The 23,447-nt window shown below is 72.0% G+C and carries 19 protein-coding genes; 6 read left to right on the top strand and 13 right to left on the bottom strand.

Annotated features, from left to right (window positions below; all coding sequences use genetic code 11):
• The 3 genes from ACQB60_RS02605 to ACQB60_RS02595 form a co-directional block, all read right to left on the bottom strand.
• On the bottom strand, positions 1 to 912 hold the full coding sequence (locus ACQB60_RS02605) for a metal-dependent hydrolase (RefSeq protein ID WP_496924134.1): 912 nt from the start codon (positions 910 to 912) through the stop codon (positions 1 to 3).
• A gap of 70 nt (positions 913 to 982) precedes the next feature.
• Complete coding sequence (locus ACQB60_RS02600) at positions 983 to 2,944, bottom strand: hypothetical protein (RefSeq protein ID WP_496924133.1); 1,962 nt, start codon at positions 2,942 to 2,944, stop codon at positions 983 to 985.
• Between the two features lie 294 nt (positions 2,945 to 3,238).
• Positions 3,239 to 6,346, bottom strand: a complete 3,108-nt coding sequence (locus tag ACQB60_RS02595) for an alpha-N-acetylglucosaminidase (RefSeq protein ID WP_496924132.1) — start codon at positions 6,344 to 6,346, stop codon at positions 3,239 to 3,241.
• A gap of 106 nt (positions 6,347 to 6,452) precedes the next feature.
• Between ACQB60_RS02595 and ACQB60_RS02590 the strand changes: the two genes are divergently transcribed.
• Positions 6,453 to 6,884, top strand: a complete 432-nt coding sequence (locus ACQB60_RS02590) for a hypothetical protein (protein ID WP_496924131.1) — start codon at positions 6,453 to 6,455, stop codon at positions 6,882 to 6,884.
• A gap of 11 nt (positions 6,885 to 6,895) precedes the next feature.
• Here the strand turns inward: ACQB60_RS02590 and ACQB60_RS02585 are convergent, their stop codons facing one another.
• Genes ACQB60_RS02585 through ACQB60_RS02575 form a run of 3 tightly spaced genes read right to left on the bottom strand, consistent with a single transcriptional unit; the run spans position 6,896 to position 10,203 of the window.
• Positions 6,896 to 8,245: a DUF1996 domain-containing protein gene (locus tag ACQB60_RS02585; RefSeq protein ID WP_496924130.1), complete on the bottom strand. Its 1,350-nt coding sequence runs from the start codon at positions 8,243 to 8,245 to the stop codon at positions 6,896 to 6,898.
• Between the two features lie 39 nt (positions 8,246 to 8,284).
• Positions 8,285 to 8,938 (bottom strand): LuxR C-terminal-related transcriptional regulator, encoded by a 654-nt coding sequence (locus ACQB60_RS02580; protein WP_496924129.1) that lies wholly within the window; start codon positions 8,936 to 8,938, stop codon positions 8,285 to 8,287.
• Positions 8,923 to 10,203 carry a sensor histidine kinase gene (locus tag ACQB60_RS02575; RefSeq protein ID WP_496924128.1) on the bottom strand — a complete coding sequence of 427 codons (1,281 nt, stop codon included), beginning with the start codon at positions 10,201 to 10,203 and terminating at the stop codon, positions 8,923 to 8,925. The genes ACQB60_RS02580 and ACQB60_RS02575 overlap by 16 nt, the downstream gene beginning before the upstream one ends.
• 226 nt (positions 10,204 to 10,429) lie before the next feature.
• On the opposite strand from ACQB60_RS02575, the gene ACQB60_RS02570 reads away from it, so the two are divergent.
• A complete protein-coding gene (locus ACQB60_RS02570; RefSeq protein WP_496924127.1) occupies positions 10,430 to 12,697 on the top strand; it encodes an MMPL family transporter in 2,268 nt (755 codons plus the stop codon).
• Here ACQB60_RS02570 and ACQB60_RS02565 read toward each other — a convergent pair.
• The 6 genes from ACQB60_RS02565 to ACQB60_RS02540 all read right to left on the bottom strand — a co-directional run bounded on the left by ACQB60_RS02565 (position 12,694) and on the right by ACQB60_RS02540 (position 17,926).
• Complete coding sequence (locus tag ACQB60_RS02565) at positions 12,694 to 13,719, bottom strand: NAD-dependent epimerase/dehydratase family protein (RefSeq protein WP_496924126.1); 1,026 nt, start codon at positions 13,717 to 13,719, stop codon at positions 12,694 to 12,696. The two genes, ACQB60_RS02570 and ACQB60_RS02565, sit on opposite strands and share 4 nt — an antisense overlap.
• A 119-nt stretch (positions 13,720 to 13,838) precedes the next feature.
• Positions 13,839 to 14,435 (bottom strand): winged helix-turn-helix domain-containing protein, encoded by a 597-nt coding sequence (locus tag ACQB60_RS02560; RefSeq protein ID WP_496924125.1) that lies wholly within the window; start codon positions 14,433 to 14,435, stop codon positions 13,839 to 13,841.
• 306 nt (positions 14,436 to 14,741) lie between these two features.
• Positions 14,742 to 15,665: a DUF6891 domain-containing protein gene (locus ACQB60_RS02555; protein ID WP_496924124.1), complete on the bottom strand. Its 924-nt coding sequence runs from the start codon at positions 15,663 to 15,665 to the stop codon at positions 14,742 to 14,744.
• A gap of 37 nt (positions 15,666 to 15,702) precedes the next feature.
• On the bottom strand, positions 15,703 to 16,734 hold the full coding sequence (gene glnII / locus ACQB60_RS02550) for a glutamine synthetase (protein ID WP_496924123.1): 1,032 nt from the start codon (positions 16,732 to 16,734) through the stop codon (positions 15,703 to 15,705).
• 185 nt (positions 16,735 to 16,919) lie between these two features.
• A complete protein-coding gene (locus ACQB60_RS02545) occupies positions 16,920 to 17,390 on the bottom strand; it encodes a hypothetical protein (RefSeq protein WP_496924122.1) in 471 nt (156 codons plus the stop codon).
• A 167-nt stretch (positions 17,391 to 17,557) separates the two neighbouring features.
• Entirely contained in the window at positions 17,558 to 17,926 is a 369-nt protein-coding gene (locus ACQB60_RS02540; protein ID WP_496924121.1) for an arsenate reductase family protein, read from the bottom strand.
• A gap of 155 nt (positions 17,927 to 18,081) precedes the next feature.
• Here ACQB60_RS02540 and ACQB60_RS02535 point away from each other — a divergent pair, with 155 nt between their 5' ends.
• The 3 genes from ACQB60_RS02535 (at position 18,082) to ACQB60_RS02525 (ending at position 21,164) form a co-directional block, all read left to right on the top strand.
• Positions 18,082 to 18,366, top strand: coding sequence for a hypothetical protein (locus ACQB60_RS02535; protein ID WP_384851090.1), 285 nt, complete (start codon positions 18,082 to 18,084; stop codon positions 18,364 to 18,366).
• A 393-nt stretch (positions 18,367 to 18,759) separates the two neighbouring features.
• On the top strand, positions 18,760 to 20,100 hold the full coding sequence (locus ACQB60_RS02530) for a DUF2252 domain-containing protein (RefSeq protein ID WP_496924120.1): 1,341 nt from the start codon (positions 18,760 to 18,762) through the stop codon (positions 20,098 to 20,100).
• Positions 20,101 to 20,153: 53 nt separating this feature from the next.
• Entirely contained in the window at positions 20,154 to 21,164 is a 1,011-nt protein-coding gene (locus tag ACQB60_RS02525) for an asparaginase domain-containing protein (RefSeq protein WP_496924119.1), read from the top strand.
• Here ACQB60_RS02525 and ACQB60_RS02520 read toward each other — a convergent pair.
• Positions 21,142 to 22,263 carry an HAD family hydrolase gene (locus ACQB60_RS02520; RefSeq protein ID WP_496924118.1) on the bottom strand — a complete coding sequence of 374 codons (1,122 nt, stop codon included), beginning with the start codon at positions 22,261 to 22,263 and terminating at the stop codon, positions 21,142 to 21,144. The two genes, ACQB60_RS02525 and ACQB60_RS02520, sit on opposite strands and share 23 nt — an antisense overlap.
• Positions 22,264 to 22,519: 256 nt before the next feature.
• Between ACQB60_RS02520 and ACQB60_RS02515 the strand changes: the two genes are divergently transcribed.
• Positions 22,520 to 23,416: an AraC family transcriptional regulator gene (locus ACQB60_RS02515; RefSeq protein ID WP_496924117.1), complete on the top strand. Its 897-nt coding sequence runs from the start codon at positions 22,520 to 22,522 to the stop codon at positions 23,414 to 23,416.
• Positions 23,417 to 23,447 lie beyond the last annotated feature (31 nt).

Here is a 23,447-nt window from a genome sequence, read left to right as displayed (position 1 = left end):
TCAGGCGGCACCCTTCTCGGCGGCTCGGGCAGCGGGGGAGGAGGCGAGGTAGGCGACGGCCTGCTCGGTGCTGCCTTCGTGGGAGGGGTGGTAACTCCGGCTCAGATAGCGGGGGATGGAGCGGATCATGGCGCCGGTGGTGGGCAGCGTCCCCGCGCGCCCCCGCCGGTAGAAGTCCTTGAAGCTCGCCTTGCCGTCGACGAGCGTCGGGTCGTTCTCCATGAAGAAGCGGGCGCCGCGCTGCCAGAGGAAGACGAGGGCGGTGAAGGCGGTGGCCCAGGTCCTGGCGCGGCGCCGGTAGCCCCCGTCGACGTGCATGAAGAGCTCGAAGGCGACCGACCGGTGCTCGACCTCCTCGGCCCCGTGCCAGCGCAGCAGGTCCAGCATGGTGGGGTCGGCCCCGCGCCGGTCCAACTCGTCGGCGTTCAGCACCCAGTCGCCGAGGAAGGCGGTGTAGTGCTCGATGGCCGCGATCATCGCGACGCGCTCCATGAGCCACCACGTGCGGGGCTTGCCCGGCGGGAGGGTCCGGTCACCGAGCAGCTTCTCGAAGAGCCAGTCGACCTGGGCGGTGTAGGGGGTGGGGTCGAGGCCCTGCTCCCTCAGGTGGGGCAGGACCTCGTCGTGAGCCTGCGAGTGCATGGCCTCCTGGCCGATGAACCCGATGACGTCCTCGCGGAGGCGGTCGTCGGTGATGTACGGCAGGACTTGCTTGTAGACGTGCACGAACCAGCGTTCGCCCGCCGGGAGCAGGAGGTGCAGGACGTTGATGGTGTGCGTCGTGAAGGGGTCGTCCGGGACCCAGTGGAGGGGGGTGTCCTCCCAGGAGAAGGAGACCTTGCGCGCCTTGAGCGGCACGCGTTCCTCGACTATGGGCTCGGGCTCCGTCGACCGGCTCTTCGTATTAGACATGGCGTCAATGTACTGATGGGTAGGTGGCGGGGGGTAGGGGGTGTGCGGCCCCTTTTCCCGTCGCGATGGGTCAGCGCAGCGTCGACACCTTCGCCCCGTTCGCCAGGCGTCCGCTCAAGCTCGCCTTCGCCGACCGCTTCGTCGGCACCGCCAGCACGTTGCCCGGCACCTTCTTGCCCCCCGAGGCCGTCACCGAAGTGACCCCCTTGCTCCCGGCGCCGAGCAGATACCACTGCCCCGCCCGGGACTTCCACAGCACCCCCGCAAGCACCAGCGGATCGCGCTCGCCGCAGGCGGGGGAGTCCTCCGCCTTGGCCGCCACCGCGGCCGCCCCGGAACCGGGCCCCGCGAACTGCGCGAGCACCCGGCTCCCGCCGCCCCGCCACGTCTCCGCCCGCGTACACGCCCACTCCGCCGCCCCGTTCCCCTCGGGCAGCGTCTGGCGGGCGTAGCTCCAGGAGTTCACCGACCGCACCCCGTGCGCCCGCACGGACGCCAGCGAGCAGGCGAGCCGCGACCACGCCGCGGGGCTCGCCTCGTGCGGCGCGGCCGGGCCGCCCGACGTGAGGTGGGCGGGGGCGAGCTCCCCGAGGTCGGTCATGAGGCGCGACGTGCCGCTGTTGTCGCGGAGCTGCAGCGTGTTCCAGGACGCGCAGGTACGGGCGAGCGCGGGGCTCGTGAAGGGGCTCGTCACGCCGTCGGCCGACCGGTGCAGGGACGACGCCGCGGCCCCCGGCTTCAGCAGGTCCCGCACCGACGCGCCACTCACCCAGGGCGCCGTCAGATAGCGGACGTTGCCGTCGGCGCGGTTCAGCACCACGGCCCCCGCCTCCGCCCCCGTCGCCCCGTCGACCCGCGCGAAGTCGAGGGCCGCGCCCGCCGTGCCCGACGCGGGCTCGGCGTACCGGACGAGCCGCAGACCGTCGTAGAACAGCACCACGCGCGCCGCGTCGACCTCGCCCGCGTACAGCAGTTGGGCGGGCCCGGGCGGGGCGCCCGCCGGGGTGGCGGGCGTCGCCGAGACCTGCACCGACTCGCCGGGCCGCGCCCACACCGCGAGGGCCCGCCGCAGCAGCGCCTTGTCGCCGGTGAGCGATCCGCGCGCGGGCCACACGGAGAAGTCGGTGCGCGCCGAACGCTTCCACGCGGCGGGCGCGACCTTCGTCAACTGGCCCGGGTCCAGGGCCGCTTGACCCGCCGGGTTCTGCGCGTACGGGGGTGCGGCGGCGCCGTCAGGGCCCCAGCCGTCGCCCGGGAGCCCGAGCAGCGCCCCGCACAGCAGGGCCGCGGCGGCCGCGACCCCGGCGGCCTTCATGTGCTGCCTGCGCCGCATCAGGTCGGTGGGCCGCGCCTGCAGCGAGCAGGGGTCGAACTCGGGGGAGTCCAGCAGCGCGTACTGCGGCGCCACGGACTCGGCCTCCACGAGGGCGTCCGCCGCGGCCGCCTCCGTGAGCCCCGCGGCGGCCAGCACCTTCCGTACGTCGGTGTCGCCCAGCTGCTCCAGGCCGCGCAGCACGTACGCGGCGCGGGCGGGCCCGGACAGCGCGGAAAGCCGCTGATCCAGGGCCAGTTCATCGGCGCCCCCCGAACGCGGGAAGAGCCGCAGGCCCCACACGTGCGGCAGCAGCGGCGGCAGCTGGGCCCGCTTCGGCCACGCCTTGCGGCGCAGCGGAAGCCCGGCCTCCAGCGCGGTGCGCAGCACCCGCAGGCGTACGAAGGCGTAGCCCGGGTCCCCGTTGCGCCCGCCCTCCGCGCTGCTCCCCCACTGCCTTGAGGGCGTGGGAGGTGCCCCCTGGCCCGGGACGACGGCGGCGTCGCCCGTGGTGCGGTTGCGGGGGAGGGCGCGCTGGGTGAGCGCGTGGGCGGTGAGCACCCGGCGGTTGCGGCCGAGGCTGGGCGGCAGCACCAGGTAGGCGAGCCGGACCAGCCGTGGGTAGTGCTCGACGAGAGCGGCCTCGGCCTGGTCCACGTCGACGACGGGGGCGGCGGCGGTCTTGGGGGCGGCTTCCGGGGACTGCGCTTGGGACGACACGTTCAGCAAAACGAGCGATTCGTCTTACGGTCACTTTTCACGGGCGGGGGCGCCTGACCGGTGGCTGGTCAACCCCCTTGCAGGGCCGCTCCTTTGGGTGGGGCACCCGTCCCGGGGCTGCGCCCCTGGACCCCCTGTCGGCGCTGAACGCGCCTCGTCCTCAATCGCCGGACGGGCTGAATCAGCCCGTCCGGCGATTGAGGACGAGCCCTTAGGGCGATATCGGGTGCCCCAGGGCCGACGGAGTCGGCGGGTTCGGGAAGGGGCGGGATCGGGGAAAGGCCGCCGGAGGCGCTAGCTCAGCCCCCACTCACCGAACTCCACCGTCCCGCGCCCCCCGTCACCCCCATTCGTCGCGCTCATGAACATCCCCACATCCTGAGCCCCGCCCGCCCCGGAAGCCGGCACCGTGGCGACGGTCCGCCAAGACGCCCCGTCATCCGTCGAGCACGCCCCCGTGACCGAACCCCCCGCCCACGAGAGCCGCAGCAGCACCGGCGCCTTCACCCCCGTGATCCTCTTGTACGTGTCCAGCGTCCCGTCTCCGTTCGTGTCGTACGACAGCACGACCCCGTTCGCCGGGGTGACCGCCAGGTCCACGATCCCCTTCGAGCCGGGCGTGGCCATGCTGTCGCGGGCGATGATCCCGGCCCGCGCCCACGGCCCCGTCGCGTCCTGCGACGTCACCTTCACCGTCACCGAGACGCCGTCCTTGAACGCCCCCGCCCGGTAGAGCGCGCCGAACTCCGTCGTGCCCTTCCACAGGTCCGCGCCCGCCCCGTTGATCGCGTACTTGCCCTCCAGTTCGCCGAAGACCGCCGCGCTGTTCGTGTACGTCTTCCAGCCCTCGCTCAGCGGCCCCGCCTCGTACAGCGTGCCCTCGTGCACCGAGGTCACCCGGGGCTCGCCCTTCGGGCCGTACTGGACGGCGATCTTGTAAGGAAGGGGCCGCAGCGGCCGGTCCAAGGGTGAACTCGGCGCGCTCGCCTGCCACTTCACGCTGCCCTTCCCCGCCGCCGGAACGCTCGGCAGCGACGTCGGGCCCTCCGGCTCCGCGTCGATCCCGGTGAGCGCGAAGTCGACCTTGCCCGTCGCCCGCAGCCCGTTGACGTTGCGGAACTCCGCCTCCACGCGCGCGTGTCCGCCCGGCGGGAACGCCGGCGGGTCGGCCGTCACGGACAGCGAGCCCTGGTAGGGCGCCGCCGCGAGGGTGTCCCGGACCCGCGTCGCCGTCCGGTACGGGTCGGCCACCGGGCGCAGCGGGTAGTCCTTGCGTTCGCGCGTCCACGGTTCCTCGACCGCGAACCAGTCCACCGGCTTCGGCTCCCGGCCCGCCGCGAGCGCGTCCGCGAGTTCGTCCAGCCACTTCTTCCAGCGGGGCGTGTAGAAGTCGGCCATCAGGCCGTGCCACTCGCGGTTGCCGTACTCGTGCAGCTTGCCGGGGTCGGAGGTGGGCCGGTCGCCCCACACCGTGATGAGCACCTTCGCGGTCCGCTCGAACTCGGCCCGCTCGGCGTCGTTCGTCGCGAGGCGGCGCGCCTGGTCCACCCAAGGCCCCAGCAGGAACGCCGAGTTGGTGCCCGTGATGTCGTCCGAGAGGGCCATCAGTTTCAGCCACAGGGTCGACAGGGCCTTGAAGGTTTCCCGGTCTTTGCGCGTGTACGCCGAGCGCAGCTGCGGCAGGAGCTGGCGGCTGCGGTGAGCCACCGCCTGGCGGGCCACGTCGACGAGGTCGTACTTGTAGGCGGCCGAGCCGCGGAGCGTTCCCGTCACTGCCAGCAGGCCCGCGAGCGCCGCGTCGAAGCGGGCCGGGTCGTAGGTGAGCGCGCGCGGCGCGTACTCGGCGGCGCGGTTCGCGGCCAGGTCGGGGCGGGCCGCGAAGAGCGAGTCGTGCGGGTCGCTGCGTTCCACGGCGGTCTGCTGGTAGGCCGTGTCGTGCAGGGCCCGCCACGCGGACCGGGCGTTCCGGTCGCGGTCGCCGTAGCGGAAGTCCGCGTAGTCCGAGAACCACGCGGCCCGGTCGATCTTCCGCTCCGTCCACGCCAGTTCGGAGAAGAGCTCGAAGGCCGCCGGGTCGCGGTCCGTCGCCTCCGGCAGATACGCCGTGCCCGCCAGGGCGCTGTCCTGCTTGTCGCGCCAGGCGAAGAACTTGTCCATCCAGATGTGGGCGCGGGCGCCGATCGTCGTGCGGCCGCCGAAGTTGGGGATCGTGCCGAAGCAGTACGGCGTGCCGCCCCAGTCCTTCTCGCGGTCGGTGACGCTCGTGAAGCGGTCGGAGACCCCGTCGACGATCAGCATCTTCTTCTTGTCGATGGCGTCCAGGAGCTCGGGCAGGGGGTTCGCCTCCCAGCCGAGGATCACCCAGGTCGCCCCGGGTCTCGCCGCGCGCAGCGCCCGCTCCACGCCCTTCGCGGCGTCCGGCACCGGCACGTCGCCCGCCGTGCCGCCCTCGTGCAGCAGGTCCATCTTGAAGTGGCCCGCCTCGCCGAAGAGGTCGTCCTGGTGGCGGTAGAAGGACGCCGCCACCTTGGCGAAGGACTGTGTGCGCGGGTCCAGCCAGTCGGGGCGCTTGAAGCCGTGCCAGGTGCCCTGCGGCACGACCCGCGCGTCCCCGCCGTTGCGGCTCACGAAGCCGTCGGGGACGTGGCCGTAGTAGCCGGGCAGGACCGGGGCCATGCCGAGCGCGCGCAGCCGGTCGCAGATGCGTTTGCCCAACTCGGCGCGCCGCGCGATGAGTTCGGGGGAGAGCGGACCCCCGTATCCGGAGAGGTTCTGCAGCAGCCACCACGGCTGGTGCGAGGGCGCGGGGAGCCAGGCGCGGGCCTCGGCGTCGGAGTAGCCGAAGTCCTTCAGGACGCGGTGGTAGACCGCCTCGGCGCCCGCCATCACGAAGACCTCGTTGCAGCCGTGCAGCGCCAGGACGTCGATCATCCGCTCCCAGTACGCCCAGTCGGCGTACGGGGCGGTGTACCCGTCGTTGGTGTCGTTCAGCGCGAACCGGTGCGGCAGCGCCGTCTCGCGGGTCAGCTCCTTGCCGGGGGCGGGCAGGCGGCGCGGCAGGTCGAGCTGGCTGCCGTTCCACGCGATGTGCGCCCCGCACGCGTACTTCAGGTACCAGTGAACTCCCGTCAGGAGTACGGCGGGTGAGGTGCCGGACACCTCGATGCGGCCGGTGGCTCCCGTGACCCGGAAGCGATCGCGGTTCCCCTGGGCGGGGACGAGTCTGAGGTGGAACTGGTCCGCGTGCTGCGGCAGGACTCTCTTGAGCGCTGCGCGCGCGGAATCCGTACTTGAGGCGGGGCGCTCCACCGCCTGTGCGGGCAGCGCCACCCCGCTGAGAGCCGTGCCGATGCCGATGGCACCGGCCGCGCCGAGCACGGAACGTCGGGACGGTTCGGACATGTGTACCCCCTGTGTCGCGGGCCGCTGGCTGCGGCGCACGGTATCCGGGCGTACGTCGGTGCTCAACGGTGCATACGGAGATGGCGAGTTGGGATCGCCTGAAGGGATGAGTGAGGACGTGCGGGTCATGCGGGCAGCGCGAGGCGCGCTTTTGGGCATGGGTGTGGGAGTGCTGGCGCTGGTGGCGGGATGCGGCTCAGGCGGTGACGGCACACCTCGGACGGCACACGGAAGTCTGGAGCAGCTGGCGGTCAGGGCGCGCTGTGCGCCCGACATCACGACGGATGCCGCCGACCTACGGCAGGCCACCTGCAAGAAAGGTTCCCGTCGCTTTGTCCTCGCAACCTTTACAACTGACCGTGGCCAGTCAGAGTGGTTCGCGGAGGCGCGGGCCTATGGGGGCACGTATCTGATCGGCCGGAAGTGGATCGCGGTCGGCTCGGCGCGGACGGTCGCCGAGGTGCGCGAGCGGCTGGGCGGGACCGTGGTGGCCGCCGGGCATGAACACGGGGACGGCGGCCACCACGGTGGCATGTGACCCGGCCGCGATCAGGCGCAGGCGCGGCCCGAGTTGAGGCAGTCGGCGACCCTGCGCATCAGGCGCTGGTCGAAGACGTTGATGAAGTCGCCGTGGTCGGTGACCGGCTTGTGCAGCTGCTCGGGGAACGAGTCGACGGCGAAGCCGGGCCCCGGCGGCACGTCGTACACGATGCGCTGCACCAGCTGGGGGATGGCCCGGAACCCCTGCGGGCAGGCACCCGTGCGCCGGTCCGCGAACGCCACGTGCGTGCGGTGGCCCGCGCTGTCCGTGTTCCGCCCGTCCCAGCAGCTCTGGAAGCGGAAGGTGCGCACGACCTTCGAACCGCGCGGGCAGATGGGGTACTTGTCCTTCAGCTGCCGGTTCTCGAAGCCGGTGCAGCTCCACGAGGCGTTGGCGTTCGCGTCGCCGTTGGTGAACGCCTTCGCGTCGCCGGTGATGATGCGCAGGAAGCGCGGCATGGGGGCGACCTTGCTCACCGGGCTCCCGGCGAACTTCAGGGTGACCGCGGCCGGGGTCTGGATCTCCCCGACGTTCTGGTCCTTTCCGCCGCCGTCGGCTCCGGCGTCGTTCTCGGCCTTTCCGTTCCGCAGGCGGAGCACCGGCCAGTAGTACGTGGATTTGTCGCCCTGATTGCGGCAGCTCGTCGCCCCGTTCGCGAGATCGTCGTCGCTCGCGAAGGCGTCCGTCGCCTGATTTCCCACGTAGTCGTGCATATGGTGCGCGCCATTGCTCACACCGGGCGCCACGATGACGTTGTCGGGATTGAATTTGCCGTTCTCGTTGCGCCCGCATTTCGTGGTGAAGCTGCCACGGGACGCGCCCCGCCGCTCGCGGGGGAGGGCCGCGTTCGGGCGGACGGAGGTGATGGGGACGAAGTCGCCCGCGTCGGGGCCGTTGCCCTGCGGGGGAGGGGCCGCTCCGCCGCCGCTGGGCTGCCCGGTGCCGTCGGCGGCGCGCAGGGTGCAGGGGGCCAGGTCGTCGAGGCCGGGGCCCAGCTGGTCGAGCGTGGTACGGCGCTGCTGCTCAAGGGGGCCGAGCACGGACTGCTGGTCGGCCGACTCCTGGAAGCGCGTGTACGCCTCGGTGATCTGACTGTCCAGGTCGGCGAGCCGGCGGTCCCGCTCGGCCTGCTCGTCCCGCGGGACCTCCGGCAGCCGGTCGGTCGCATCGGGGCAGTCGATGGTCGCCATCCGCGCCGCCGGGTCGGGCGGCGCGGCATCCGGTCCGTCCTCGGCATTCGCGTAGAAATTCACCGCGATCAGGCCGCCACCCCCCAGTAAGAGCGCGGCTGCGGCGGTGACGAGACGCCGGGACAGTTTTGATCGTTTCCGTGAACTGCGTTGTGGGGTACGTCGCATGGGGCTACATACGCATCAGAACCCCATCGCGTTCAGCGATCAGCGGCCCTGGTCCAGATATGCGAGAACCGCGAGCACCCGGCGATTGTCGTCGTCCGAAACCGGCAGATCGAGTTTCCCGAAGATGTTCGACGTGTGCTTTGCGATCGCCCGTTCCGTCACCACGAGCTGCGCCGCGATCGCCGCGTTCGACCTGCCCTGCGCCATCAGTTCAAGGACCTCCCGCTCGCGCGGCGTGAGCTTGGCAAGGGGGTGGTCGGCCGCCGAGCGCCGCGACAGGAGCTGCTGGATCACCGTGGGGTCCATCGCGGTGCCGCCCGCCGCGACCCGGCGCACCGCGTCGATGAACTGGTCCGCGTCGAAGACCCGGTCCTTGAGCAGATATCCCACCCCGCCGTTCCCGTCCGCGAGCAGCTCGCGCGCGTACAGCTGCTCCACGTGCTGGGAGAGCACGAGCACCGGCAGCCCCGGCCGGGCCCGGCGCGCGGCGAGCGCGCACTGCAGGCCCTCGTCCGTGTGGGACGGCGGCAGGCGGACGTCCACGACGGCGACGTCCGGCTCCAGCTCCGCGAGGGCCTTGGTGAGTTCGGGGCCCGTCTCGACGGCAGCCGCGATCTCGAAGTCGAATGCCTCCAGCATCCGCACCAGGCCGTCGCGCAGCAGGAAGAGATCTTCGGCTAGGACAACTCGCAAGGGATCTCCATGGTCACCATGGTCGGGCCGCCAACGGGACTGCTGACGGCCAGTACGCCGTCGAATGTACCGAGTCGGCGTTCGATCCCGCTCAGCCCCGAGCCCGTCCCGACCTGGGCACCGCCCTTGCCGTTGTCCGTGACCGCCATCCGCAGCATGCCCTCCGCGTGGTGCACGTCCACCCAGACGCGGTCCGCCGCCGCGTGCTTGACCACGTTCGTCAGGACCTCGCTCACCGCGAAGTACGCCGCGGCCTCCACCGGCGCCTCGGCCCGGCCCGGCAGTTCGACGTCGACCTCGATGTCGACGGGCAGGCGCAGCGCCACCGCCTTCACCGCGTCGCCGAGGCCGCGCTCGGCGAGCACCGGCGGGTGGATGCCGCGCACCAGGTCGCGCAGCTCGGTCAGGGCCTCGCCGGAGTTCTGCCGCGCCTGGGCGATCATCTCCTTGGCCTTCGCCGGGTTCTTCTCGATCAGCGCCTCGATGGTGCCGAGGTCCATGCCCATCGCGACCAGCCGGGCCTGCGCCCCGTCGTGCAGATCGCGCTCGATGCGGCGCAGCTCGGCGGCGGAGGTGTCCACGGCGTCGTGCCGGGTCTCGGTCAAGTGGTCCACGCGCAACGCCAGTTCGCGCTCGCGCATCGCGGCGGTGGGGGCGATCATGCCGCGGGCCAGCAGGAAGTGGGCGCGGAGCAGGGCGGGCGTGGTGAACAGACCGACGACGAGCAGCGCGGTGCCGAGCAGCGCCGCGTAGTTGGCGTCCGTCTGCGACTGGACGTGGATGAAGCCGTACCACTCACCGCCGCCCGCCTCGTGGATCGGCTTCCACACGCCGAGGGCGAGCACCCAGCCGTACACCGGGTACAGGGGGGCCAGCAGGGCCGCGAGGAGCGCGATGACGTAGCCCGCCGTCATGTCGGCCAGGAGCCACTGCAGATCCCGCCAGGTCGCCGGGTCCTTCAGCATCAGCGAGCAGCGCTGTGCCTGCCCGCGCACGCCGGTCTTCATGTTCGGGGGGAAGGCCCGGTACGGGATCGGGATGTGCACGCCGGACCACTCGCCGGCCTGCACCCGGCGCAGGTTCGCGTGCTTGCGCAGCCCCGTGAGGACCACGGGCGTGGTGAAGATGCCGATGCCCACCAGGATGAGGCAGATCGACACGACCGAGAGCACGAAGTAGATGATCCCGCCCGCCAGCGAGACGATCGACAGCTGCAGTCCGCGCACCCCCGCGACCACTGCTCGCCCCACCCGTGACTTCCCCATGATGTCCCTCTCCTCGATCTGTTACGACAGACAGTCTCCCTGGTCGGCCCGCGCGAGGTCATTGGGCCCGGCACCCGGCCCGTGGTGTACCTGACGACACCCCCCGGCCTCGCCCTGTGCTTCACCGAGAGGGGGCCTCGGCGGCTGGGTGGGGGAGCCCCCGATTTCTAGCGTTGGCCGCGTCTTCATCGGCTTGTTCGACGTTTACTCACTCGGGGGGAAACCCATGGACGCCAAGAGGCAGAACCTCGCGGCACGGCTCGGTGTGTGGAGCGCGCACCACCGCAAGAAGGCCATTCTCGGCTGGCTGCTCTTCGTCGTGCTCGCGACGGTCGTCGGCGGCGGCACCGGCATGGTGACCGCGGACGACGACGAGATGGGCACCGGCGACTCGGGCCGGGCCGCCGCCATCCTCAAGGACGCGGGCGTCGACGAGCCCGCCGGCGAGCTGGTCATGGTCTCGGCGCGGACGGCGGGGGGCTGGAAGGAGGCGGCCGCCGACCTGTCGGGCGCCCTGCGCGACACCGGGAAGATCACCGGGCTGCAGCCGCCGCTCGCCTCCGAGGACGGCAAGGACGCGCTGCTCCGCTTCCAGATGAAGGGCGCCTCCGACAAGGCGGCCGACCAGGTGCAGCCCGTGCTCGACGCGGTGGACAAGGCACGGGAGGCCGGGGCGGAAGACGGCGTCCACGTCTACCAGTTCGGCGATGCCAGCTCGGAGAAGCACCTCAACGACCTGCTCTCCGACGACCTCAAGTCCGCCGAGTTCACGGCCGTCCCGCTGGCCCTCGGCATCCTCCTCGTCGCGTTCGGCGCCGTGGTGGCGGCGCTGCTCCCGGTCGGACTCGCGCTCACGGCGTGCGTGGCGGCCTTCGGCCTGCTCGGTCTCGCCAGCCACGCCGTGCACATCTTCGAGACGACGTACTCGGTGATGTTCCTGATGGGCATGGCCGTGGGCGTCGACTACTGCCTCTTCTACCTGCGCCGCGAGCGCGACGAACGGGCCGCGGGCCGCGACGCGGACACGGCCCTGCGCATCGCCGCGGCCACCAGCGGCCGCGCGGTCCTGGTGTCGGGCCTGACGGTCATGGTGGCGATGGCGGGCATGTTCCTCTCCGGCCTGCTCCTCTTCAAGGGCTTTGCGGTCGCCACGATCCTCGTGGTGTGCGTGGCGATGCTGGGCTCCGTCACGGTCCTCCCGGCGCTCCTGGCCGGGCTCGGCGACAAGGTCAACGCGGGCCGCATCCCGTTCCTGAACCGCCGCCGCCCCAAGCGGGGCGCACCCGCGGGCGGCGGCCTCGCGAAGACGTTCCTCCGGCCGGTCCTGGCCGCCCCCAAGTTCTTCACGGTGGCGGGCGTGGTCCTGCTCCTCGCCCTCGCGGCCCCCGCCGTCGGCATGAAGACCGAACAGCTCGGCCTGGAGAAGCAGTTCGGCTCCGACGCGCCGCTCTCCGTCGCGTACAAGAAGATCACCGACGAGTTCCCGGGCGGACCGGCCCCGGCGCGGGTGGTGGTGAAGGCCCCCGACATCACCGACCGGAAGCTCACGAACACCCTCGACTCCCTCACGGAGCAAGCGGGCCGGGACGCCGAACTGACCGTCCACAAGGGGGCGGACGTCGCCGAGATCGCGGTCCCGCTCCCCGGCAGCGGCACGGACGCGGCGGCGAAGAAGGCCCTGCACGACCTCCGCGACACCACGGTCCCCGCGGCCTTCGAGGGACAGGACGACGTGGAGGCGTACGTCGGCGGTGACCTGGCCGAGTCCGAGGACTTCAGCGATCAGCTCAGCAGCGGCATCGTGCCGGTCTTCGCGTTCATCGCGGCGGTCACGTTCCTGCTGATGCTGTTCAGCTTCCGCTCACCGGTGATCGCGGTGACGTCCATCGCCCTCAACCTCCTCTCCGTGGGCGCGGCCTACGGCGTCATGACGGCCGTCTTCCAGCACGGCTGGGGCGCGGAGCTGATCGGCTCCGAGAAGGTCGGCGCGATCGAGAACTGGATGCCGCTGTTCGTCCTGGTCGTCCTCTTCGGCCTCTCCATGGACTACCACGTCTTCGTGGTCTCCCGGATCCGCGAGATGCGCGACCGCGGCCTCGACAACAGCTCGGCGATCCGCGAGGGCATCACGCGCACGGCGGGCGCGGTGACGGGTGCGGCGGTCATCATGGTCGCGGTCTTCGCGGTCTTCGGCACCCTGTCGATGCAGGACATGCAGCAGATGGGCGTGGGCCTCGGCGTGGCGGTCCTCCTCGACGCGACGGTGGTCCGCATGATCCTCCTCCCGTCCCTGATGGCACTCCTGGGCGACCGCAACTGGCACACACCGCGCTGGCTGCGCTGGCTCCCGAAGGTCTCGCACGGCGAGGAGGACCACATCCCGGCACAGCAGGCCCACCCGTCCCAGCACGCCGAGCCGTCTCTGCTGTGGGCAGGCGTTCCGCACGGCGGAACGGGTGGGCACAGCCCCCACTCGCCGGGTGCCGACTACTAAGAGGGCAAGTCGCCGAAACCCGGAGCGCCCCTCAGCAAGGCCGCCTCCTTCTCAGGAGCAAGCCCCACCACGGGCCGGTCGGCCCGCTGAGGGGCGGCCCCGCCCAGAGAGACCAGCCACTCCCACGTATCGGCGACGGTCTCCCGGACCGGCCGGGCCACCAGCCCCGCGGCCACGGCCTTCTCCGTGGACGTCCGGTGGATCGTGTCGTGCAGCTCGCCCGGCGGAATCCACACGGGAAGCTCGATCCACGGCTCGACCCCCGCCGCCGCGAGCGCATCCGGCTCCACCCACCGCAGCTCGGCACCGGCTCCGGCTCCGGCCACGTCCACGCACGCCTCCAAGAACTCCCCCATCGTCGTGTGCGCGATGGGGGAGATCAGGTTGTACGCCCCGTGCAGCCCCGCCCCCGCCGCGTCGAGGACCCACTTGGCGAGATCCCGCACATCGATGTACTGCAGGTCCAACTCCCGCGGCCCGGGCGCGAGTACGGGCCCACCGCGCGCGACCCGGTTCAGCCACCACGGCAGCCGCCCGATGTTCTCGTACGGGCCCAGGATCAGACCGGCCCGCGCGAACAGCGTCCGCTCGTCGCCGAACTCGGCAGCCGCCGCCAGCTCGCCGCCCCGCTTGTCCTGCGCGTACGCCACGGAGTCCGCGTCCGGGTCGCCGTCCACGACGGGGTGGCTCTCGTCGGACCCGGCCGGCAGCGGGTGCGGGTACACCGACGCGCTCGACACGTACACATACCGGCCCGCCCGCCCCGCGAGCAGCCGCGCCGTGTCCCGGACCACGCGCGGCGCCCCGGACCAGGTGTCGACGACGACGTCCCACTCGCCCTCGTCCGCGGCGAGCGCGGCAAGTCCGTCAGGGGCGAGCCGGTCGCCGTGGACCGCCCGGGTGCCCGGGGGAGCCGGGTGGTGTCCCCGGTGGAAGACGGTCACCTCCCAGCCCCGCCCGAGCGCCGCCTCCGTGACGGCTCGCCCCACGAACTCCGTACCGCCCAGCATCAGAAGTCTCATGCCGCCGACTCTGCCTGCCGGACCCCGCCGAGCGGAACAGCTTTCTGCTGCCGGCAGACCTCAGCGGCACGCAACGGCACGCAACGGCCCGGATCTGCCCGGATCTGCCCAGATCGGTCCTACGGCGCGTACTTGTACCCGACCCGCCGCACCGTCTGGATCGCCTGCCGGTGCTCGGCGCCGAGCTTGCGCCGCAGCCGGGCGATGTGGACGTCGACGGTGCGGCCGTCGCCCACGTGCCCGTACCCCCAGACCGTGGTGACCAACTGGTCGCGGGTGTGCACCCGGTGCGGATGCGCGACGAGGTGGGCGAGCAGCTCGAACTCCAGATACGTGAGGTCGAGCGGCCGCCCGCCGACCTGCGCGGAGCGCTGCGCGGCGTCGATCCGCACGGGCCCGTCGGCGACGGGCTCCGCCTCCTCGGGCGGCGCGCCGACGGCGGCGGGCGGCTCGGCGGCCACGGGGGGCTCCTGCCCGGCCGGTACGAGGACCAGGTAGCCGATCATCGGCGGCCGGCCCGGCAGCGTCGGCAGGGTGTGCTGCGGTGCGGGCAGCCAGGTGGCGCCCGGCGGCAGGAAGTCGGTGATCTGCACCACCTCGTCGGGCGCGACTGCCCGCAGCCGGCCCCGTGCGGAGGGCGGCGCCGGGACGGGGCCGGCGGGGGCGGCGGGGGCGGCGACGGTGGAAGTGGCCGTGAAGGAACGGGAGTTCGCCATGGCAGGTCAGCTCTTTCGCGCGAAGGAGTCGTCGAGGACGTACGTCATGCGCGTCAGGCCGAAGGCCGGTACCGGGGTCGGTGCAGCGAGGGAGCTGTGGAGAGGACCGGGGTAACGGCTTTAGAGGGCCCGCGCGTTCATCGCGCGGCAACACACCCGGTCGAAGTCATGGTGCTGACGGGAAGGCCAGAACGGCTCGAGGTCGTGACGACCCGGCGCGGCGTTCGCAAAGCTTCCCATGCCCCCATTGAAACAGATGGGCCCGGCCACGACAGTCCCCCCTCCACACTCCGATACGGATCCTTCTCACCCTGTGAGCCGCTTGCGCCAGTCCAGGCCGCCCAGCTCGATGGCCCGCTCCGGCGATCCGTCCCACTCGGCGGTCAGCCCCGCGCGGGTGAGCGCCGCGACGACCTCGTGGCCGACCTCCGCCGTCGTCGTGGTGCCCGCCTCCTCGAACTCGCCGTAGTACAGGGCCAGTCCGTGCCCCTCGGCCGCGCTCTCGGTGCCCTGGTGGTGGAAGAAGACGAACCCGCGCTCCCCGTCCGCCCGTTCCGCCCCGATCTCCGCCGTCCCGCAGCCGTGGCAGCAGGTGAAGTCCTCGCGCGCGGTGATGCCGCTCGCGGTGAGCTCCGCGAACGCCCGCTCAAGGCGGTCCGGGTCGGTCTCCCCGGTCCAGCCGTCCTGCTCGTCGAGCCGCTCCAGCCACAGCCGCTCCACGATCTCGCGGGCCTGCGGCTTCGAGACGGGGCCGGGCTCCGCGCCCGGGTCGTCCATCAGGTAGACGGTCTCGTCGGCGAGCTCGGCCAGGCCGAGGTAGCCGTGGCGCAGCATCCGCCGCACATGCTCCTCGGCCCGCTCCCGCACGCGCGGCTCCAGCGGCTCCACCTCGGCGGCGGGGCCGAGGTCGTCCACCTCCCAGTCGATGCCCGCGTCCCACGCCGTGTCCCGCCGCGCCCAGCGGGCCATGGCGTCGGCGACCCGGTCCGGGTCCGTGAGCCGGGTGCTGAACATGTGGCGCACGCCGGAGCCCGTACGGTGCTGGAGCTCGTACTCCCCGCCCTGTTCGTGCCACACCTGGACGAAGACGCCCGGCCTGGCCGGTATGCCCTCGACGATCAGGAAGCGGTCGCCCGCGCCCCCGATGCGGTGCACCAGCTCGCGCAGCCGCACCGCCGAAATGCGGCGGTGCGACTGCCGGTTCTCCGTCTCGACCTTGATGGGAAGCATGGCGCAACCCTCGCACGCGCCACTGACAGGGGGAGGCTCAGACCTGTCCGGCCTTCTCCAGGGCGGCGCAGCAGGTGTCGACGAGGAGGCGCGTCACCACGTACGGGTCGACATTCGCGTTCGGGCGGCGGTCCTCGATGTAGCCCTTGCCGTCCTTCTCGACCTGCCAGGGGATGCGGACCGAGGCGCCGCGGTCGGAGACGCCGTAGGTGTACTCGTTCCAGGGGGCCGTCTCGTGCAGGCCGGTCAGGCGGTCGTCGATGCCCGCGCCGTAGTTCTTGACGTGGTCCATCGGCTTGGAGCCCTCGCCGAGCGACTCGCACGCGGTGATGATCGCGTCGTAGCCCTCGCGCATCGCCTTCGTGGAGAAGTTGGTGTGCGCGCCCGCGCCGTTCCAGTCGCCCTTGACCGGCTTGGGGTCGAGGGTCGCGGAGACCTTGAAGTCCTCGGCGGTGCGGTAGAGCAGCCAGCGGGCCACCCACAGCTGGTCGGAGACCTCCAGCGGGGAGAGCGGGCCGACCTGGAACTCCCACTGTCCGGGCATCACTTCGGCGTTGATGCCGGAGATGCCGAGGCCCGCCTTGAGGCAGTTGTCGAGGTGCGCCTCGACGATGTCGCGGCCGTGGATCTCGTCCGTGCCGACGCCGCAGTAGTAGCCGCCCTGCGCGGCCGGGAAGCCGCCGACGGGGAAGCCGAGGGGGCGCTCGCCCTCGAAGAAGGTGTACTCCTGCTCGATGCCGAAGATCGGCTCCTGCGCCTCGAAGCGCGCCGAGACCTCGGCGAGCTCGGCGCGGGTGTTGGACGCGTGCGGCGTCATGTCGATGTCGAGCACCTCGCACAGGACGAGGATGTCGTCGCCGCCCCGGATCGGGTCCGGGTAGGAGGCGACGGGGCGCAGCACGCGGTCCGAGGCGTGGCCCTCGGCCTGGTTGGTGGAGGAGCCGTCGAAGCCCCAGATCGGCAGCGCGTCGAGACCGGCGGGGGAGCCCGCGATTATCTTGGTCTTCGAACGGAGCTTGGCGGTCGGCTCGGTGCCGTCGATCCAGATGTACTCAGCCTTGAACGTCACGGGCTCATCCTTAGGGCGCTCGGGTCGACGCAGAACGTGCGGGTGCTGCGTGCTGTCGAGCAGCCTGCCAACGGGCGATTTCTCGTCCGTTGCTCTCATGTGAACCGCGTGTTACCTGGGGTGTTTGTGGCGGGCGTCACCCGGGATGCTCCGTCGGGCGTCACTCAGCAGGCTTCGGCGGCGCGCTACTTGATCACTGCGTTGGCCGCCGCGATGCCCAGCGCGATGGCCGAGTCGGCGAACCCGATCAGGACGGCCGAGCGTCTGCGGTAGCCCATGCGCAGGGCGCCGACGAGGCCCCAGCCGAAGAGGAGCGCCGCGTTCAGCATGAGCCCCACGTAAGTGACGTGCGTCTCCGGCCATTTCATGAGCCCGGAGAGGACCAGCAGGATCACGGTCGGCCAGGAGGCCACGATCACCGGCCACTCGTCGCCGAGCACGCGTATCAACTGCCGCCAGCGGTGGGCGCCCGAGCCCGGCGTGTGCGTGGACATGTGCCGCGCGTAGCCGTGCGCGAGCGCCGCCGTGCCGGCCGTGACCAGGACCCAGGACGCGTCGTAGTACGGCGTGTAGGGCTGCTCCCCTCGCTGCAGCGCGGCCAGCAGGGCGCTCGCGAGGATCGTTCCGTATACGCCGCCCGACGTCGCGTGCCCCATGCCGCGCCCCTTCCCGTGGTGTGTGCGTTCGCTATGGAGCGGTCCACCGTACGGGGCGGTGTGTAACGGTTTTATGGTCGCTTGGCTGCGACTATGGGACGGTTGGCTATGGATTCGGCGGACTCTTTATGCTTCGCGAACGCGACTCTCGCGAGGTGTTCGGCGACTCAGCGTGAGAGTGCGTCCCGCACGGCCTCTTCCGAGCGCGCCACGACCGCCGTGCCGTCGGCCGCGGTGATGATCGGCCGCTGGATGAGCTTCGGGTGCTCCGAGAGCGCGGTGATCCACCGCTCACGGCCGGAGGCGTCCCGCGGCCACGCCGCGCGGTCGGCGAGACCGAGCTCCTTCGCCACGGCTTCCTGGGTGCGGGTGATGTCCCAGGGCTCGAGTCCGAGGCGGTCCAGGACGGCGCGGATCTCGTCCGCGCTCGGCACGTCCTCCAGGTAGCGGCGCACCGTGTAGTCGGCGCCCTCCGCGTCGAGCAGGCTCAGGGCGCTGCGGCACTTCGAACAGGCGGGGTTGATCCAGATCTCCATGGGCGGCACGGTATCGCGCCGGAGTGGATGTTCGAACTCTCAACACCCGTCCAACACCCGTCTGGCCAGGGACGATTGTCAGTGCCCGGCAGTAGAATTAAGGAAGTGTTCGAGGGTACCCGACGGGGGACCCTGACCGCGTCAGGAGGATGCCTGTGCCCGCTGCCGCACTGATACCGAAGCCCCTGCTCATCGACATGCCGTACGCCCCGCTGGCGAAGAAGCCGCTGCCCGCCGGGCGGCCCCGCGAGTGGTACATCACGCACAACCGCCGCCTCAAGGCCATGCGCCTGGCCATCGCCCTGCTCGACTCGGGCGTCTACGTGCCGAACCAGGCGAGCAACAACCGCATCCGCAGCATGGCGGAGGACGTGGGCATCCACCCACCGTCGGACATCACCTGCCACATGGTGCGCGCGCTGATGCGCTACAGCCGCTGACGCGGGAAGGGCGGGGCCCACCGGGCCCCGCCCGACTCGTGTCCGCGTGGACCTCCGCGGCCAGGGCGGGGCCACCCCGCACATCACCGACCACCGCTGCCGCGACCACGGCTACCGCCCACTCGTCTCCCGCCACCCTCTTCCAAGGCCGCGCTTCGCGCCTTCCCTTTTGCTCCTTGTGCCTGGGCCAAGTCCGGGGGCGCGCCCTCGCCCGGCGGGTGGCCGACTGGGCCGCGGCGGCCGCCCCGGCCGCTCCCACGGCACCCTGATTCGGTCACCCGTTCGCCGTACCCGGCATGCGGGTACGCCTCCGTCCGTTTTGGCTGCTGTCCAGGGGAGGCCGTTACCCGCTACGAAGGGAAAGCCACGCCGACCGAGAGGGGAGCAGCGGGCATGACCACTCCGGCCGCACGGGCCCAGACGGGCAGAGCCGCCCGCAAGCGCGCCTCGCGCTCCTCGCACGCGGCCTGGATCCCCGCGGCCGACCGGCCCGACCCCGTCGCCGTCCTGGAGCGGCAGGGCGTGGACCGGGTCCAGGAGCTGCTGCCCATCCGCTACGGCCGGATGTCCGCGTCGCCCTTCTCCTTCCTGCGCGGCGCGGCCGCGATCATGACGGGCGACCTCGCCGGGCAGCGCAGGACCGGACTGACCGTCCAACTCTGCGGTGACGCCCACCTGTTGAACTTCGGCGTGTTCGCCTCGCCGGAGCGCTCCCTGCTCTTCGACCTCAACGACTTCGACGAGACCTACCCCGGCCCCTTCGAGTGGGACGTCAAGCGCCTCGCCGCCAGCGTCGCCGTCGCCGCCCACGAGAACGGCCACACCGAGGCCCGCGCCCACCAGGCCGCAGGCGCCGCCGCCCGCGCCTACCGGACCGCGATGCGGCGCCTCGCGGGCCTCGGCGAACTGGCCGCCTGGTACGAGCACATCGACGCCCACGCGCTCCTGCCGCTCATCCGGGAGGGCCGCAGCCGCGAGCGCGCCGCCGCGAGCCTCGACCGGGCCCGGCGCCGCACCAGCCTCCACGCCCTGGGCAAGCTCACCGAACTCGTGGACGGGCGCCGCCGCATCATCCACGACCCGCCCCTCCTCGAACCCGCGGGGGCCCCCGACATGGCCGCTCTGCGCAAGATCTTCGGCGACTACCGCTCCACGCTCGCCGAGGAGCGCCGCCTCCTCCTCGACCGCTACCGCTTCGTCGACGCCGCCCGCAAGGTCGTCGGCGTGGGCAGCGTCGGCACCCGCTGCTTCATCGTCCTGCTCGCCGGGCGCGACGCGGGCGACCCGCTCTTCCTCCAGATCAAGGAGGCCGTCCGCTCCGTCCTGGAGGACCACCTGCCGACCGGCCCGTACGTCCATCCCGGCCACCGCGTCGTCGCGGGCCAGCGCCTCCTCCAGGCGGCCGGCGACATCTTCCTCGGCTGGATGACCGGACCCCAGGGCCGCGCCTACTACTGGCGCCAGCTGCGCGACATGAAGGGCTCCGCCGACGTCACCGTGATGGACCCCGCGGAGCTGCGCACCTACGCCCAGCTCTGCGGCACCGCCCTGGCCCGCGCCCACGCCCGCTCCGGCGACCGCATAGCCATCGCGGCCTACCTCGGCTCCTCCGACACCTTCGACCGGGCCCTCGCCGACTTCGCGCTGCGCTACGCGGACCGGAACAAGGCGGACCACGCGATGCTGAACGCGGCGATCGCGGCGGGAGTGATCAGCGCGACACCGGGCGTATGAGAGCATCCGCCGTACGCGCAGGGGGAGTTCGCACAGGGGGAGCCGAGGCAGCCATGGCGGCAACCGTCACCGTCTTCACGCTCGGCGGCACCATCTCCGCACACGGCGGGGGAGTGGGCCGCCTCAGCGGCGCCGAGGTGCTGGCCGGACTGACCGGACTGGCCGGACCGGCCGGAGCGGCGGCGACGGGCGGGGCCGAGGCCGAGGTCCGGCTGCGCGACTTCCGCCGCCTGCCCAGCTCCTCCCTGACCATCGACGACATCACCGAGCTCGCGGCGGCCGTCGACGAGGAGACCGGGGCCGGGCACGGCGTCGTCGTGGTGCAGGGCACCGACACCCTGGAGGAGACCGCGTTCCTCCTCGACCTGCTCTGCGCCCCGGGCGCCCCCGTCGCCGTGACGGGCGCGATGCGCCGCCCCGACCGGCCGGGCGCCGACGGCCCCGCCAACCTGGCCGCGGCCCTCGCCGTCGCCGCCGACCCCGGCTGCCGGGGCCTCGGCGTCGTCGCGGTCCTCGCCGACGAGATCCACGCCGCCCGGCACGTACGCAAGACGCACACCACCTCCACGGCCACCTTCGCGTCCCCCGGCGCGGGCCCCCTGGGCGTGCTGGTGGAGGGCCGCCCGCGCATCCTGCTCCGTCCCGCGCACCCCACGGTGCCCCGCCCGCTGCGCCCCCGCCGCCCCGTACGGGTGGCTCTCCTGACCCTCTCCATGGGCGACGGCGGCGAGCTGCTCGAAGCCGTCGACGAGCGCTTCGACGGCCTGGTCCTCGCGGCGTTCGGCGCGGGCCACGCCCCCGCCTGGCTCGCCGACCCGCTGGCCGCCCTCGCGGCCCGCATCCCCGTGGTCCTCGCCTCCCGCACCGGAGCGGGCCCCCTGCTCAGCGAGACCTACCGGGGACCCGGCTCCGAGCACGACCTGCTCACGCACGGCCTGATCGGCGCGGGCCACCTGGACGCACCGAAGGCACGCCTGCTGCTGCACGCACTCCTGGCGGACGCCCCGGAGCCCCCGGAGCGCCCGGCCCTCGTGGCGGCCTTCAGCGAATCTGCTCGGGCGTGACGGTCAGCCACCTCTTGTCGGCGGTCACCTTCTGCCCCAACTCCCGCTGCCGCTCGGCGTTCTTCTTCTTCATCCCGTCGAGCTGCTTCATGTACTTGTCCTTGCGGTTGACCCACACCCGCACCCCACCGTGCTCGACATCGGCGGAGTGGAACAGCATCGGCCCGTCACTGACCGGCGTGTCACCGGCCACGAGCAGAGGCTTCTTCCACTCGTCGATATAGGTGCTGATCGCCGCGGGCTTGCCCTGGTACCAGGTCAGCGGCGCCCACAGCTTCGGCGTCAGCTCACGGCCCGCGAGCTTCTTCGGGTCGTACGTCCCGGCGGCGATCTCCTTGCGCGCGGACGTCACGTCACCGGTCTTGCGGTCCTTGAGGAGCGCGGCGACACCGAGGACGTTCTCGGGCTTGACGTTGTACCCGTACTTCGGATCGGCGAGCACCATGCGCACGAGATCCTCACTGGCGGCACTGACGACATAGACCTTGATGCCGTGCTTCTGCAGGGTGTTGTACAACTCCCGCATGCCGTTGGAGAGTTCGGGCGGGCTGACCTCGGTCTTGGTCAGCTTCCCGTCCTCGTAGTACTCGGCCGGGATCGGCTTCTTCGAGGCGAGCAGCTCGTCCACGTACTTCTTGAGCTCGGTCAGCGTGAACCCGGAGAAGATCTGCGCGGCCCACGGATAGCAGACCTGGTCGTCGACCTCGCACAGCCGGTTGTAATAGCTGTAGAGGCTCTCCTTGTGCGTGGCGGTGTCCTTGAAGGGGATGACCTTCAGGGACGGGTCCATCGACTTCCGGGTGAGGACGCCCTTGTTCTCCAGGAAGGGCAGCAGCGCCTCTTCCAGGTCATTGCGGTACGAGGTGTTGTCCGCGTCGAAGACGGCGTACGCACCCTTGTCGCCGTTCTTCGCGATGACCTTCCCGAGCTGCTTCGCGACCGGCTTCGGCCAGTGCTTCAGCTCCCGCGCCGTCGAGGCCGAGGCGTCCGCGGCGCTCGCGTCCGAGGTCGGCCAGAGCGCGCTCCCCGCGAGCACGGCGGCCGCGACCGCCCCCGTGGCCCCGACGACGGCAAGCTTGCCCTTTGCCCGTATTCCCATGGTTTCCGTGTCCCTCAGATCCCTCGAAGCGTTGAGCGCCCCATCCGGAGCGGCGCGCAATGCTATGAGGCAGGGCGTTGGTTTCCCATGATCGAAGTCACGGTGAATGGGGGGCATAGCTCGGGCGAACAGGGGTAGCCGCTTTCCGTCGCCGCACGGCCTCGTCGGGCCGGTCCGGGCACAGCGCCGCACGGTCTCGTCGGGCCGGTCCGGGCACAGCCGGGAAGAAGTCCCGCCCTCCGCGCATACTGGCCCCATGGACCCCTTGGACCCCCCGTCCACGGAATTCGTGAGAGCCGAGCCCCACCTCGGCGGAATGGTCGTCTCCGCGGTCGGCTACCGCAGCGAGCACCAGCCCCCGGCGATACACCGCGGCCTCCCTTCCCCCTACCTGACCCTGGTCTTCTCCCTCGACGGCCCCGTGACGGCGGGCACCACCCTCGCCCAGGCAACCGGTGCGGAAGCAACCCGCACCGACATCGTCGTGGGCGGCCTGCACCAGAGCCCCGCGTACCTGCTCCAGCCCGAGCGCGAGTCCGGCATCCAGCTCGCGGTCCACCCCCTCGCGGCCCGCGCGCTCCTCGGCCTGCCCGCGGCCGAACTGGCCGACCGGCTGGTCACGTCCGGAGCGGACGTCCTCGGCCCCGCGGCCACCGAAGTCCGCGACCGGCTGCGCACGTTGACGAGCTGGGAGGACCGCTTCGCGCTCCTCGGCGCCTACTTGAGGAAGCGCGCGGCGGCAGCGGAGAACGAGAAGGGCGCGCGGACCGCCGACGTGCGCCCCGAGGTGACCGAGGCGTGGACCTGGCTGGCCCGCCACCGCGGCACCGGCACCCTCCGCGGCCTCGCCGCCCACGTGGCCCTGAGCGAGCGCCGCCTCGGCACCCTCTTCCGCGCCGAGACGGGCCTCACCCCCAAGCAGGCGGCCCGCCTGATGCGCTTCCAGCACGCCCGCTCGGCCGTGGTCCGCGCCGTCGCCGCGGACGCCCCGCCGGACCTCGCCCGGGTCGCGGCGGACTGCGGCTACTACGACCACTCACACCTCGTACGCGACTTCCGGCAGTACACCGGCCTCAGCCCCTCCGGGTGGCTGGCCGAAGAGTGCCGGAATATCCAAGCGGGCGGGAACCGGTACGGCGAAGAGTGGGAGTGAGCCGGAACACCGGAGCTGGCACACCAGAACG

Origin of the sequence: Streptomyces odontotermitis (genome assembly GCF_050510915.1) — a bacterium.
Taxonomy (GTDB): Bacteria; Actinomycetota; Actinomycetes; order Streptomycetales; family Streptomycetaceae; genus Streptomyces.
Note: the sequence above shows the minus strand (reverse complement) of the source record. Positions and strands in the feature narration are given on the sequence as shown.